This window comes from Streptomyces sp. NBC_00210 (assembly GCF_045160975.1).
In the GTDB taxonomy this organism is placed as follows: Bacteria; Actinomycetota; Actinomycetes; order Streptomycetales; family Streptomycetaceae; genus Streptomyces.
On the sequence record NZ_CP108120.1, the window covers coordinates 6,967,302 to 6,981,393 of the forward strand.

11 protein-coding genes are annotated in these 14,092 nt (G+C 70.9%); 7 read left to right on the forward strand and 4 right to left on the reverse strand.

Going from position 1 to position 14,092, the window contains the following annotated elements:
- Positions 1 to 3 precede the first annotated feature (3 nt).
- A complete protein-coding gene (locus OG729_RS31540) occupies positions 4 to 267 on the forward strand; it encodes a hypothetical protein (protein WP_360882177.1) in 264 nt (87 codons plus the stop codon).
- A gap of 151 nt (positions 268 to 418) precedes the next feature.
- Here OG729_RS31540 and OG729_RS31545 read toward each other — a convergent pair whose 3' ends face one another.
- The 4 genes from OG729_RS31545 to hmgA form a co-directional block, all read right to left on the reverse strand.
- Complete coding sequence (locus OG729_RS31545; protein ID WP_405809305.1) at positions 419 to 1,627, reverse strand: CaiB/BaiF CoA transferase family protein; 1,209 nt, start codon at positions 1,625 to 1,627, stop codon at positions 419 to 421.
- An 87-nt stretch (positions 1,628 to 1,714) separates the two neighbouring features.
- On the reverse strand, positions 1,715 to 2,875 hold the full coding sequence (locus OG729_RS31550; protein WP_405809306.1) for a type ISP restriction/modification enzyme: 1,161 nt from the start codon (positions 2,873 to 2,875) through the stop codon (positions 1,715 to 1,717).
- Between the two features lie 112 nt (positions 2,876 to 2,987).
- Complete coding sequence (locus tag OG729_RS31555; protein ID WP_405809307.1) at positions 2,988 to 3,737, reverse strand: GntR family transcriptional regulator; 750 nt, start codon at positions 3,735 to 3,737, stop codon at positions 2,988 to 2,990.
- 13 nt (positions 3,738 to 3,750) lie between these two features.
- Positions 3,751 to 5,070 (reverse strand): homogentisate 1,2-dioxygenase, encoded by a 1,320-nt coding sequence (gene hmgA / locus OG729_RS31560; protein ID WP_405809309.1) that lies wholly within the window; start codon positions 5,068 to 5,070, stop codon positions 3,751 to 3,753.
- An 82-nt stretch (positions 5,071 to 5,152) separates the two neighbouring features.
- Between hmgA and OG729_RS31565 the strand changes: the two genes are divergently transcribed.
- From OG729_RS31565 to OG729_RS31590, 6 genes are all read left to right on the forward strand, one after another.
- Positions 5,153 to 5,767, forward strand: a complete 615-nt coding sequence (locus OG729_RS31565) for a TetR family transcriptional regulator (RefSeq protein WP_405811359.1) — start codon at positions 5,153 to 5,155, stop codon at positions 5,765 to 5,767.
- A gap of 233 nt (positions 5,768 to 6,000) precedes the next feature.
- Complete coding sequence (locus OG729_RS31570) at positions 6,001 to 8,214, forward strand: molybdopterin oxidoreductase family protein (protein ID WP_405809311.1); 2,214 nt, start codon at positions 6,001 to 6,003, stop codon at positions 8,212 to 8,214.
- A 120-nt stretch (positions 8,215 to 8,334) separates the two neighbouring features.
- Positions 8,335 to 9,735: a CitMHS family transporter gene (locus tag OG729_RS31575; RefSeq protein ID WP_405809313.1), complete on the forward strand. Its 1,401-nt coding sequence runs from the start codon at positions 8,335 to 8,337 to the stop codon at positions 9,733 to 9,735.
- 281 nt (positions 9,736 to 10,016) lie between these two features.
- Positions 10,017 to 11,360 carry an ABC transporter ATP-binding protein gene (locus OG729_RS31580; protein WP_360882163.1) on the forward strand — a complete coding sequence of 448 codons (1,344 nt, stop codon included), beginning with the start codon at positions 10,017 to 10,019 and terminating at the stop codon, positions 11,358 to 11,360.
- A 94-nt stretch (positions 11,361 to 11,454) separates the two neighbouring features.
- The gene (locus OG729_RS31585) at positions 11,455 to 12,849 is read left to right on the forward strand and encodes an aldehyde dehydrogenase family protein (RefSeq protein WP_405809314.1); all 1,395 of its coding nucleotides are present in this window, start codon (positions 11,455 to 11,457) and stop codon (positions 12,847 to 12,849) included.
- A gap of 19 nt (positions 12,850 to 12,868) precedes the next feature.
- On the forward strand, positions 12,869 to 13,948 hold the full coding sequence (locus OG729_RS31590; protein WP_405809315.1) for a zinc-binding dehydrogenase: 1,080 nt from the start codon (positions 12,869 to 12,871) through the stop codon (positions 13,946 to 13,948).
- Positions 13,949 to 14,092: the final 144 nt, after the last annotated feature.

Here is a 14,092-nt window from a genome sequence, read left to right on the forward strand (position 1 = left end):
GACATGGAACAGATAACGGTGCGCAGCAGGGCGCGAGTGCCTGCGATCACGTGTGGGAGCAGCGCGACCAGCTCGCGTCTCGACCGCCATCTCTCGGTGCTCGGTGGCCCTGTGGTCCCGCAGCGCGAGTCGGCCGAGGCGACGTCGCTGATGCGCGAGCTCACCTCGCGTGATGTAGCGCACACCCGCAGGAGCAGGAGCGCGCGTGTCTCGCTCTTCGCGCCGCTTCGGCGGCTGCGTCGCTCGCTGTTCGGCAGCCGCCGGTAGGCCCGCGGGTCCCTGTTGGGCCCGCGGCTCCGCCACGGCTCGAACGGCGCCCGGCACCGCTCGTCGGCCGCGTCGCCGTCGCGCTCCCTGACCCGGGCGCGTCGGCGGACTCTCCGTACCCTCCCTGCACTTCACCCGTCCCCAACATCGCTCAGGCGATCACACCGTCCCGGCGCAGCTTCGCCGTCGCCTCATCCGTCATTCCCAGGGCCTTCAGCAGCGCGTCGGTGTGCTCGCCCAGTGCGGGAACCGCACCCATCCTTGCCTCCGGCCCGCCCGGCAGGGTGATCGGCGGCAGCAGCGCCCGCAGCGGTCCGACCGGTGAGTCCACCTCTCGCCAGCGGTCCCGCGCCGCGAGCTGCGGATGCGCGGCCACATCCGTCACGCTGTTGAGCCGGGCGCACGCGATGCCCGCCGCCTCCAGCGCCTCGATCGCATCCGCAGTGCTCAGCCGGGCCAGCGCCGCGGCCACCGCCGCATCGGTCCTCTCGCGGTTCGCCGTGCGGGCCGTGTTGGTCGCGAAGACGGGATCCAGGGCCAGTTCGGGACGCCCCAGCACCTGCTCGGCCAGCCGCCGCCACTCCCGGTCGTTCTGCACGGACAGCAGGACCTGCCCGCCGTCCGCCGTGGAATAGGCGTCGTACGGGGAGATGACGGCGTGCGCGACCCCGGTGCGCGCCGGGGCTTCGCCTCCGTGCATCCCGTAGTGCAGCGGATGTCCCATCCACTCGGCCAGCGACTCCAGCATCGAGATCTCCACCGGCCCGCCGAGCCCCGTGGTGCCGCGCCGCAGCAGGGCAGCAAGCACTCCGGAGAAGGCGTACATCGCCGCCGCGATGTCGGCGGCCGGAATACCCGCCTTCACCGGCTGCTCCGCGGTCCCGGTCACCGACACCAGACCCGCCTCGCACTGCACGAGCATGTCGTAGGCACGCTTGTGTGCGTACGGTCCCTCCGCGCCGTACCCGGAGATGTCCACGGCGATCAGCCGCGGGTGCGCGGCGCACAGGGTGGCCGCGTCCAGACCGAGCCGGGCGGCCGCTCCCTGGGCGAGGTTCTGTACGAACACATCGGCGTCCGCGACGAGTTGACGCACGATGTCGAGGCCGCGAGGGTCCTTCAGATCGATGGCGATGGACTCCTTGCCGCGGTTGCACCAGACGAAGTGCGAGGCGAGCCCGTGGGCCGCCGTGTCGTAGCCACGCGCGAAGTCACCGCCGTCAGGTCGCTCGATCTTGATGACGCGGGCGCCGAGATCGGCGAGCTGGCGCGTGGCGAAGGGCGCCGATACGGCCTGTTCGACGGCGACGACCGTGATCCCGTCGAGGGGGAGTGGCCGGCCGGCAGGAGGGTGGTTCATAACGCCGTGCCTATCGTGTAGGTGCCACGTTTGTCACCCCCAGGGCCGGTCAGCAGCCGTTTCGGGGCAAGCCCCACTCCTTGACGCTCACAGCAGCGCGAACTGACCCTCCGGGCCCTCTTCGTGGTGATCAAGCACGGAGGCGGGCCGCCGGGCCCACCCGGGTGGCGGCAGCACGCCCGGCAGCTCCAGCTCGGCCCCCACCTTGAACTCCTCCTGTTGGGACCGGAGTTCACCCAGCAGAGCCAGCACGGTGATCAGCTCAAGGAGCTCGGAGGTCCACTCCTGCGGCCAGAGGGCAGGCCCGATCGCCTCCAGCGTGCCCGGTTCGGCGGCCGCGGTGCGGCACTCGAACCAGAGGTCAAGGACGCGTACGCCACCGACGTGGAAGTCCCAGGCCTCGGCGGGCACGGGAGAGATACGGCCCTCGCCCAGGCTGAGCACCTCGTCATCGGCGTCATACGTGATCGCATCCGGCCGCGCGGGCACCGCGGCACGCACATACGGCCGGCGGCCCCCGGGCAGCCTGGGCCGCTCGCCGCCGCGGGCGCCGCGCAGCTGGATCCCGGTCATCCGCCGCCCCAGCTCCACACCGGAACGCCAGACGTCGGAGTCGGCGGGCAGCGGTACCACGCATCCGGCGGCCGTGGACCGAGCGGCCGCGGCAATCCAGGCGACCACCTCGTCGGCGTCGACCTGGTGCCCGTACCGGCCGGTCAGGGCGGACAGCAGCCCTGGTGCGAGATTCGGCTCGATGCCACCGGGCCGCCGGTAGAGCGGCCGGATACGCCCGGGCCGTCCGGCGGGGGAGCGCCCGTCGGGCAGTACGGCACAGACGCTGACCGCCGGGCCGGAGGCCTCCGCCACCCATCCGTGTTCCACGACGAACACCTGGTGATCGTCGGCGACCCGCCACAATTCGGGCCGGGCGGTGTCGATCAGCCGGTGGTCGGGGATCAGCCACTGCTGGTCGAAGGCCCCGTGCGTCACCCGCACCGGCGCCGGGCAGGGCCCGTCCTCCCGTACGAACCGGACGGTCCCGGTTCTCTGCCCGGGCAGCTGACTGACGGCGCTGCGCGGTGTACGCGCGCGAGTGCACCCGAACAGCGCGTCCTGCTCGACGCCCTCGGCCCCTGTCAGAGCGTTCCAACGCGCCTTGAGGGAGGCGGTATCAGGAGCCATCACCCAGGGTCGCCCGAGCCGCAGGGCTGCGGTGCCCCAGGGCATGAGCTCGTCCAGCATCGGCATGCGGAAATGCTAAGTCACCCGGGTTCGTGGCTGCCGTGGGCCAGGGGGCGTTGGTGGTTGCTGTTCGCTGGTGGGCTTTTCGGGCGAACCGCGCGCAGGGCGCCCAGGAGGTTCACTCCGCGTCGACGGTCACCGAGAACGAGAACCGGTCCCCCCGGTACCGGATCCTCGCCACGTCCACCACGCGGCCCGACTCGTCGTATGTCACGCCCGTGTAGTGCAGGATCGGGCTCAGCAGCGGCACCTTGAGCAGCTCCGCAGTCGGCGGGTCGGCGAGCCGCGCCTCCACCGTGTCCGTGATCCGGCTGATCCGCACCCCCACCCCGTCCCGCAGCACCTTCGTCATCGGCCAGCGCTCCAGGTCGGCGAGGTCGATCTGCTCCGCTATGTCCGGACGGACGGCGTTTTCCGCCCAGTTGGTCGGCTCGCCGCTCTCGCCGTCGCAGCGCAGCCGCCGGTACGTCACGACCTCGGCGTCCTCGGGAAAGTACTCCGCGAGTTCGCCGGGCACCGGCTCGGCGCCGTGCCCCAGGATCGTCGTCCGCTCGCCCGACTGCTGAGCCACGATCGCGTCGATCGAGCCCAGCAGCCGCCTCGGCGCTCCCCGCCGCGCCCCGGGTTCGATGAAGGTGCCACGCCGCCGGTGCCTGCTGATCAGACCCTCCTCCTCCAGCTCCTTGAGGGCCTGGCGCATGGTCAGCACGCTGACGCCGTAGTGCGCGGCGAGCTGCTCCTCGGTCGGCAGTCGCAGCGACGCCTCGGGCGCCCGGCCCAGTATCGACGCGCGCAGCGACTGCGAGACCTGGTACCACAGCGGGAGCTTGCGGTTCAGGACCAGCGAGTCGGGGGCAAAGGCGGTCACGGCGTACTCCGTACTACGACCGGAAGTGGCGCTCAAGACCCTGCCACACGTTGTCGTAGCCCTGTTGCAGATGGTCCGCGTCCGCCGCCTGTGCGGTCGCGGTGACCGGCCACCGCGTCTCGAACATGAACGCAAGCCCGTCGTCGATCTTCTGCGGCTTCAGCTCTGCGGCGCTCGCGCGGTCGAAGGTCTCCCGGTCGGGGCCGTGCGCGGACATCATGTTGTGCAGCGAACCGCCGCCCGGGACGAAGCCCTCCGCCTTGGCGTCGTACGCGCCCTCGATCAGGCCCATGTACTCGCTCATCACATTGCGGTGGAAGTACGGCGGCCGGAACGTGTCCTCGCCGACCAGCCAGCGCGGCGCGAAGACCACGAAGTCCACGCCCGCAAGCCCCGGGGTGTCGGAGGGTGACGTCAGCACGGTGAAGATGGACGGGTCCGGGTGGTCGTACGAGATCGTCCCGATCACATTGAAACGCCGCAGGTCGTAGACGTACGGGACATGGTTGCCGTGCCAGGCGACGACATCGAGCGGCGAGTGGTCGTACGTCGCGGCCCACAGGTTCCCGCAGAACTTGTTCACGACCTCGACCGGACGCTCCACGTCCTCGTACGCGGCCTCGGGCGCGAGGAAGTCGCGGGCATTGGCGAGGCCGTTCGCGCCGATCGGCCCCAGGTCGGGGAGCTGGAAGGGCTGCCCGTAGTTCTCGCAGACATAGCCGCGGGCACTCTCGTCGAGCAGCTCGACGCGGAAGCGGACGCCGCGGGGGATCAGCGCCACCTCGCCGGGCCGGGCGGCGAGCAGCCCCAGCTCGGTGCGCAGCAGCAGTCCACCGTGCTCGGGCACGATCAGCAGCTCGCCGTCCGAGTCGCTGAACACCCTGTCGGTCATCGAGGCGTTGGCGTGGTAGAGGTGCACGGCCATGCCGGTGCGCTGGGTCGCGTCGCCGTTGCCGCCGAGCGTCCAGAGGCCGGCCAGCCAGTCGGTACCGGGCGCGGGCGCGGGCAGCGGGTTCCAGCGCAGCCGGTTGGGGTCGGGGACGGTCTCGGTGAAGGGCGCGCTGCGTACACCGCCGTTGTCGATGCGTACGAAGGGCGGGTGCGCGGCGGAGGGGCGGATCCGGTACAGCCAGGAGCGGCGGTTGTGGGTGCGGGGCTCGGTGAACGCGGAGCCACTCAGCTGCTCCGCGTACAGGCCGAGGGGGGCGCGCTGCGGTGAGTTCCGCCCGTGCGGCAGCGCCCCGGGCACGGCCTCCGAGCTGTGTTCATTGCCGAAGCCCGACAAGTGCCCAAGGCCCTCGGCCGTCTTCCGCGCCTGCTCGATGCCGCTCATCGTCCGCTCCCGGTGCTGAAGGAATCCTATGGACAACCGTAGGATTGCGGGACCGCCCCGTCAACGGCATCGAGCCGCCATGATGGAGCGCGTGTCCCAAGCCCATCTCCGCCGTACGCCCGTGCAGCGGCGCAGCGCCGAGCGGCTCGCCCGGATACTGGACGCCTGCGCCGAACTGCTCGACGAGACCGGATACGAGGCGCTGTCCACCCGCGCGGTGGCCGCGAGAGCGGGCGTCCCCATCGGCTCGGTCTACCGCTTCTTCGGCAACAAGCGTGCGCTGGCCGGCGCGCTGGCCCAGCGGAATCTGGACACGTACGCCGAGCGCATCGGAGGCCGTCTCGGCGGGCTTTCGGCCGGGGACTGGCGGGGTGTGCTCGATGCGGTACTGGACGAGTACCTGGCGATGAAGCGGACGGTCCCCGGATTCGCGCTGATCGACTTCGGCCACCGGATCCCGGTGGGCGCACCCGCGACGGGTGCGAACCACCTGGTCGCCGACCGGCTGGCCGAACTGCTCGCGGCGCATCTCGACCGCCCGGCGGACGCGGAGCTGCGCCGGGCGATCCTGATCTCCGTCGAGGCGGCGGACGCGCTGCTGCAGCTGGCGTTCCGGGTGGAGCCGACGGGGGACGAGGAGATTGTGGGGGAGGCGAGGGAGTTGTTGCGGGCGTATCTGGCGCGGGTGCTGGATTAGTCCCCGACCCCGCCCCTTCCCGTAACCAAAGGGCTTCGCCCCTGGACCCCGTATGCGACCTTCGGCCGCATGTCCTCAAACGCCGGACGGGACTGGACGTGCGGAACGCGCCGCAGGCAGCCCGCACCACCGCAGCCCGCCCAGCCGCAGGCAACCCGAACCCGCCGACCCCTCCCGTCCCTGCATACCGGTCGGTATGCTCGGCCACATCGCCGTCGCCCCAGGGAGGGCCCATGCCCCGCACAGCCCCCGCCCGCACCGCCCTCCGGATCTGCCCCCTCTGCGAGGCCACCTGCGGGCTGACCCTGACCATCGAGGGCTCTCGTGTCACCGGCGCCCGCGGCGACCGTGAGGACGTGTTCAGTCAAGGCTTCATCTGCCCCAAGGGCGCGTCCTTCGGGGAGCTCGATGCAGACCCCGACCGGCTGCGCACCCCCCTCGTCCGCAAGGACGGGCAGCTCCGGGAGGCCGGCTGGGACGAGGCCTTCGACGTGATCGCGGCCCGGATCAGGCCGCTGATCGAGGAGCACGGGCCTAACGCCGTCGGCGTCGTGCTCGGCAATCCGAACGTGCACACCATGGCCGGCGCGCTCTACCCGCCCGTACTGCTCACGCTGCTGCGCACCCGCAATCTCTTCACCGCCAGCACCCTGGACCAGATGCCCAAGCACGTCTCCAGCGGCCTGCTGTTCGGCGATCCCGTCGCGATTCCCGTCCCAGACCTGGACCACACCGACCATCTGCTGCTGCTCGGCGCCAACCCCCTCGAATCCAACGGCAGCCTGTGCACCGCCGCCGACTTCCCCGGCAAGCTCAAGGCGCTGCGCAGGCGCGGCGGCACGCTGACCGTCGTCGACCCGCGCCGCACCCGTACCGCGCAGCTCGCCGACCGCCATGTCGCCATCCGGCCCGGCACCGACGCCCTGCTGCTCGCCGCCGTCGCGCAGGTCCTCTTCGAGGAGAAGCTCACCGACCTCGGGGTGCTGGAAGCGCATGTCGAGCAACTCGCCGAAGTCGCCGAGGCGGTACGGGAGTTCACGCCCGACGCGGTCGCGGCGGCCTGCGACATGGACGCGGAGGAGATCCGTACGATCGCCCGCGAGCTCGCCGCCGCCCCCACCGCCGCCGTATACGGCCGCATCGGCAGCTCCACCGTCGAGTACGGCACCCTCGCCAACTGGCTGGTGGACGTTCTCAATGTGCTCACCGGCAACCTCGACCGCCCCGGCGGTGCGCTCTTCCCGCTCTCCGCCACCGACCGCGCGCCCCGCCCAGCCGCCCCCGGCAAGGGCTTTGCGCTGGGCCGTTGGGCGAGCAGGGTCAGCGGCCACCCCGAGGCCAAGAGCGAGCTGCCGATGGCCGCGCTCGCCGAGGAGATCGACACCCCCGGCGACGGGCAGATCCGGGCCGTGATCTCGATCGCCGCCAACCCGGTGCTCTCCGCGCCCGACGGCGACCGTCTCGACCAGGCGTTGGCCGGCCTCGACTTCATGGTCAGCATCGACCCGTATCTCAATGAGACCTCCCGGCACGCGGATGTGGTGCTGCCCCCGCCGCCGCCCTCGCAGAGCTCGCACTTCGACTTCGCCTTCAACGCCTTTGCCGTACGCAACCAGGCCCGCTACAGCCCCGCGGTCATCCCGCTGGAGGAGGGCAGCCTCGGCGAGTGCGAGATCCAGGCCCGCCTTGTGCTCGCCGTCGGCGGTATGCACGGCGCCGACCCGGGCGCCGTCGACGACATGGTCATCGAGCGCACGCTCAGCAAGGCCGTTGCCGACCCGCACTCGCCGGTCCACGGTCAGGACGTCAAGGAGCTGACCGCCCAGCTCACCGGCCGCACCGGGCCGGAACGGCGACTGGACATGATGCTGCGCCTCGGCCCGTACGACCTCACCCTCGACAAGCTTTTGGAGAACCCGCACGGCATCGACCTGGGACCGCTCCAGCCCCGTGTCCCGCAGGTCCTCAAGACCCGCAGCGGACGCATCGAGTTGCTGCCCGAGCCCATCGCCGCCGATCTGCCCAGGCTGCGGCGCGCCCTCGACGAGCGCCCGGCCGCCCTCGTCCTCGTCGGCAGGCGTCATCTGCGCTCCAACAACAGCTGGCTGCACAACGTCCCCACGCTCAACGGCGGCTCCAACCGCTGCACGCTCCAGGTCCACCCCGCCGACGCGGAGCGGCTGGGTCTCAAGGACGGTGCGCAGGCCCGTATCGCGTCGGACGGTGGCCAGGTCGAAGCGCCGGTGGAGATCACCGACTCGGTACGGGCCGGAGTGGTGAGCCTGCCGCACGGCTGGGGACACAGCCGCCCGGGAATCCGGATGTCGGTGGCGGCAGCTCGGCCCGGGGTCAATGTCAATCAGCTGCTCGACGGCTCACGGCTCGACCCGCTGTCCGGCACCGCCGTGCTCAACGGCTTCCCCGTTGAACTATCACCGGTGCGATGACCTGGGGTTTTGCTCGTATTGCTCACAGGTCAACGTCTTGTTAACGGCAATTGACGGCACCTAACGTCATCGAAACCGCCGCCCCGGTGGGAGTTCAAGGATGAACGTTAGGTATCCCCAATGCTGACAATCCTCGGCTTTGCCATGATTGCGACCTTCTTGGTCCTGATCATGATGAAGAAGATGTCGCCCATCGCGGCGCTGGTCCTCATCCCCGCCCTCTTCTGCGTATTCGTCGGAGAGGGTGCGCACCTCGGCGACTACGTCGTCGAGGGGGTCGGCAAGCTCGCCCCCACCGCGGCGATGCTGATGTTCGCGATCGTCTACTTCGGCGTGATGATCGACGTGGGGCTGTTCGACCCGATCGTCCGCGGCATTCTGCGCTTCTGCAAGGCGGATCCGCTGCGTGTCGTGGTCGGTACGGCGGTGCTCGCCGCGATCGTCTCGCTGGACGGTGACGGCTCCACCACCTTCATGATCACCGTCGCTGCGATGTATCCGCTCTACAAGCGCCTCAAGATGAGCCTGGTCGTGATGACCGGAGTCGCCGCCACGGCGAACGGCGTGATGAACACCCTGCCCTGGGGCGGCCCCACCGCCCGCGCCGCCGCCGCCCTCAAGCTCGACGCGGCCGACATCTTCGTACCGATGATCCCCGCGCTCGCCGTCGGACTGCTCTTCGTCTTCGTCCTCGCCTACGTACTGGGCCGCCGCGAGCGCAAGCGCCTCGGCGTGCTCACGCTCGACGAGGTGCTGGAGCCCGAGTCCGAGACCGTCTCCGAGACCGTGCTGGTCACGGCGGGCGGCGGTGGCTCCGAGGAGCACAAGGCGGCCACCGGCTCGACCGGCGACGCCCCCGGCGCCCCGGAGGAGGAGGGCTTCAAGGGCCTCGACCCGAACCGTGCCACGCTGCGACCCAAGCTGTACTGGTTCAACGCGGGCCTCACGGTTGCTCTGCTCACCGCGATGATCATGGAGTGGCTGCCCATCCCGGTGCTCTTCCTGCTCGGCGCGGCCCTCGCCCTCACGGTCAACTTCCCCAGGGTCGCCGACCAGAAGGCCCGGATCGCCGCCCACGCCGACAACGTACTCAACGTCACCGGCATGGTCTTCGCCGCCGCCGTCTTCACCGGCGTCCTCACCGGCACCGGCATGGTCAAGCACATGGCGGACTGGCTCGTCGGAGCCGTCCCCGAAGGCATGGGTCCGCACATGGCCCTCGTCACCGGCGTGCTGAGCCTGCCGCTCACGTACTTCATGTCGAACGACGGCTTCTACTTCGGCGTCCTGCCGGTCCTCGCCGAGGCCGGTGCCGCCCACGGTGTCTCCTCGCTGGAGATCGCCCGCGCCTCCCTCGTCGGCCAGGCCCTGCACATGTCGAGCCCGCTGGTCCCCGCCGTGTACGTTCTCGTCGGCATGGCCAAGGTCGAATTCGGCGACCACACCAGGTTCACCGTCAAATGGGCGGCGCTCACCTCGCTGGTGGTGCTCGGGGCGGGAATCCTCTTCGGCATCATCTGAGGTCACCGGCCCCCGGCACGCGGCCGGCTGCTGCGCCTCGTCATCGCCTTCGGCTTCGCGCAGTCGGCGGTGTCGATGGCGCGGCGCCGGCCCGGAAGCCAACGCGGACCCAGAAGAAAGCAGTCCGCGACGCCGGGCCGGGGGAGCGGCGACGCCCGTCGGCGGCAGACGGCTCCGTACAAAAAGCCCACCACCAACCTTCGCGCAAATCATTCCCTGACCGGGAGTAGTCGGCTAGTTTCAGGCGTCCCAGCCTGCCCCTCCTCCACCGGGGGAAACCCATGAGTCGCGCCATCTCTCTGCGCAGCGTCAGCAAAAGGTACGAAAAAACCAATCGCGCCGTCGACCGGTTCTCCCTCGACATCGAACCGGGGGAGTTCGTGGTGCTGCTCGGCCCCTCCGGCTGCGGCAAGTCGACCGTGCTGCGCATGATCGCCGGCCTCGAGGAGATCACCGAGGGGGAGCTGCTGCTCGACGGCGAGTACGCCAACCACATCCCGCCCCGCGAGCGGGAGATGGCCATGGTGTTCCAGAACTTCGCGCTCTACCCGAGCATGACCAACCGCGAGAACATCGGCTTTCCGCTGCGTCTCGAGAACCCGCACCTGGACTGCCGGCCGCAGGTCGAGGCCACCGCGCGGATGCTCGGTATCGAGGACGTCCTGGACCGCTATCCCAGCCAGCTCTCCGGCGGCGAGCGCCAGCGGGTGGCGATGGGCCGGGCCATCTCCCGGCGGCCCTCCGTCTTTCTGATGGACGAGCCGCTCTCCAATCTCGACGCCAAGCTGCGCAACCACCTGCGGGCCGAAATCTCCCAGCTCACCGCCGAGTTGGGGGTGACGACCGTCTATGTCACGCACGACCAGGCAGAGGCGATGTCACTCGGCGACCGGGTCGCGGTGATGCGCGGCGGAGTGCTCCAGCAGGTGAGCACTCCGCGCGAGACCTACGCACTGCCCCAGAACGTCTTTGTCGCCGCCTTCATCGGCACGCCGCGCATCAATCTGCTGCAGGCGGTCGTCTATGCGCCGCTGGACGGCCGGATGTCGATCGACCTCGGCAAGCAGCGGCTTCCGCTGCCCGAACCGCTCAGCCCCGACCACCAGTTGCTCCGCATCCAGCAGGGCCGGCAGATCATTGTCGGCCTGCGCTCCGAGTCCACCCGGATCGCCCCGCCCAGCCAGGCCCGCCCCGGCGAGGTCGCGCTGACCGGGATCGTCGAGCACATGGAGTACCAGGGACACGAGGCGCTGGTGCACTTCAACACCGGCTCGCAGCCCGCCGTGGTCGCCGATCTCGAGTCGCCCCGGCCGGGGACCTCGGTGCGCCGGCGCCGCACCCGGAGCGGCCCGAGCATGCTGGCCCGGCTGCGGGAGCGCGCCGTCGCTCATGTCTCGGGGCCCGTGGTGGCACTGGACGACCCGGAGCCACGGCCGGGGACGATCACGGCGGAGCGTCCGTCGGTGGCCGCGAGCGATCTGGTGGTGCGGACGGGACCCGATCTACGGCTGCGTACGGGTGCCCAGGTGCCGCTTCTCGTGGACCTCGCGCATCTGTACGTCTTCGACCACCACGGCCGCAGAATCTGCCCTGCTCCCACCGACCTCCCCGGGCTGGACGCCTGAGGACTGTCGTTACGCTCCAAGGGCACCTGGCGTCCAAAAACTAACACCGCTAGTTTGGGAGGTGGACGACTACCGCAGGCTCTGGAGGAGTGCGATGAAGGCTCACGACGGGATGTACATCGGCGGCCAGTGGCGACCCGCCGCGGGCCCCGACGCGATCGCGGTGGTGAACCCGGCCGACGAGCAGGTCATCGCCCATGTCCCGGCCGGTACACAGGAGGACGTCGACGCCGCCGTGCGCGCGGCCCGTGCGGCGTTCCCCGCCTGGGCCGCCACCCCGCCCGCCGAGCGGGCGGCAAGGATCGGGGCGCTGCGCGATGTGCTCGCGGCCCGTCAGGACGAGATCGCCGAGACCGTCACCGCGGAGCTCGGCGCGCCGCCCGCGCTGGCGCAGACGGTCCACGCCGGTCTGCCGGTCCTGGTCGCGGGCTCCTACGCGGAACTGGCCGCCTCGTACTCCTTCGAGGAGGAGATCGGCAACTCCACCGTGCTGCTGGAGCCGGTCGGCGTGGTCGGTGCGATCACGCCCTGGAACTATCCGCTGCACCAGATCGTCGCCAAGGTGGCCCCGGCGCTCGCTGCGGGCTGCACCGTCGTCCTCAAGCCCGCCGAGGACACCCCGCTGACCGCCCAGCGCTTCGCCGAGGCCGTCGACGAGGCCGGACTGCCCGCCGGGGTCTTCAACCTGGTGACGGGCCTCGGCCCGGTCGCCGGACAGGCTCTCGCCGCCCACGAAGGTGTCGACCTGGTCTCCTTCACCGGCTCGACAGCGGTCGGCAGGCAGATCGGCGCGACCGCGGGCGCCGCCGTCAAGCGGGTCGCCCTGGAGCTCGGCGGCAAGTCCGCCAATGTCATCCTGCCGAGCGCCGACCTGGCCAAGGCCGTCGGTGTCGGTATCGCCAACGTCATGTCCAACTCCGGCCAGACATGCAGCGCATGGACCCGGATGCTGGTCCACAAGGACCAGTACGAGGAAGCGGTGGCGTTCGCCGCGGCCGCGGTCGCCAAATATGTGCCGGGCGAGCGGGTCGGCCCGCTGGTCAACGCCAAGCAGCAGCAGCGCGTACGCGGCTATATCGAGAAGGGCGTCGCCGAGGGCGCCCGCCTGGTCGCCGGCGGGCCGGACGCCCCGCGGGAGACGGGCTACTACGTCAGCCCCACCGTCTTCGCCGACGTCACCCCGGAGATGACCATCGCGCAGGAGGAGATCTTCGGGCCGGTCGTCTGCGTGCTGAAGTACGAGGACGAGGACGACGCGGTCCGTATCGCCAACGGCACCGTCTACGGCCTTGCCGGCGCGGTCTGGGCAGCCGACGACGCGGAGGCCGTCGCCTTCGCCCGCCGGATGGACACCGGACAGGTCGACATCAACGGCGGCCGCTTCAACCCCCTTGCCCCGTTCGGCGGTTACAAGCAGTCGGGCGTCGGCCGCGAGCTCGGCCCGCACGGCCTCTCCGAGTACCTCCAGACCAAGTCCCTCCAGTTCTGAGCCGGGAGCCTGACGCATCATGGTCCGCGCCGCCGTACTGCCCGCCGTCGGCTCTCCGCTGGAGATCACCGACATCGAACTGCCCGAGACCGGCCCCGGCCGGGTCAGGGTCCGCCTCGCCGCCGCGGGGGTCTGCCACTCCGATCTGTCCCTGTCCAACGGCACCATGCGGGTGCCCACACCCTGCGTCCTCGGCCACGAGGGCGCGGGCACCGTCGTCGCGGTCGGCGACGGCGTCACCCATGTCGCCCCCGGCGACGGTGTCGTACTCAACTGGGCGCCCTCCTGCGGGAGTTGCCACCACTGCCGGATCGGCGAGGTGTGGCTGTGCGCGGGGGCCCTCGCGGGCGCGGCGAGCGTCTACGCCCGCACCGCGGACGGCGCCGAGCTGCACCCCGGCCTGAACGTCGCGGCCTTCGCGCAGGAGACCGACGTCGCCGCGAACTGCGTCCTCCCGGTCCCGGACGGCATCCCGCTCACCGACGCGGCCCTGCTGGGCTGCGCTGTGCTCACCGGGTACGGCGCGATCCACCACTCCGCCCGTGTCCGCGAGGGCGAGTCGGTCGTCGTCTTCGGCGTCGGCGGGGTCGGCCTCGCCACCCTCCAGTCCGCCCGGATCGCGGGCGCGTCGACGGTCATCGCCGTCGATGTGTCCGCGGAGAAGGAAGCCTTGGCGCGGGGGGCGGGCGCGACCGAATACGTCATCGCCTCCGACACCACGGCGAAGGAGATCCGGGGGCTCACCGGCGGCCAGGGCGCGGACGTGGCGATCGAGTGCGTCGGCCGGGCCACCACGATCCGCACGGCCTGGGAGTCGACCCGCCGCGGCGGCCGCACCACGGTCGTCGGCATCGGCGGCAAGGACCAGCAGGTCAGCTTTAACGCGCTGGAGATCTTCCACTGGGGCCGTACCCTCTCGGGCTGTGTCTACGGCAACAGCGACCCGTCGCGTGACCTGCCGATTCTCGCCGAGCATGTGCGAGCGGGACGCCTGGACCTGAGCGGTCTGGTGACGGAGCGGATCGGGCTGGACGGGATCCCGGCGGCGTTCGACAACATGCTGGCGGGCAAGGGCGGGCGCGCGCTGGTGGTCTTCTAGGCCGCCGAGGGACGCTTCCCCACCCCGCCCCTTCCCTGAACCGGGGCTCCGCCCCGTACCCCGCGCCTCAATCGCCGGCGGGGCTTGAGACGCGGCCATATCAAGCCCGTCCGGCGATTGAGGACAACGCCCGAAGGGCGTGCG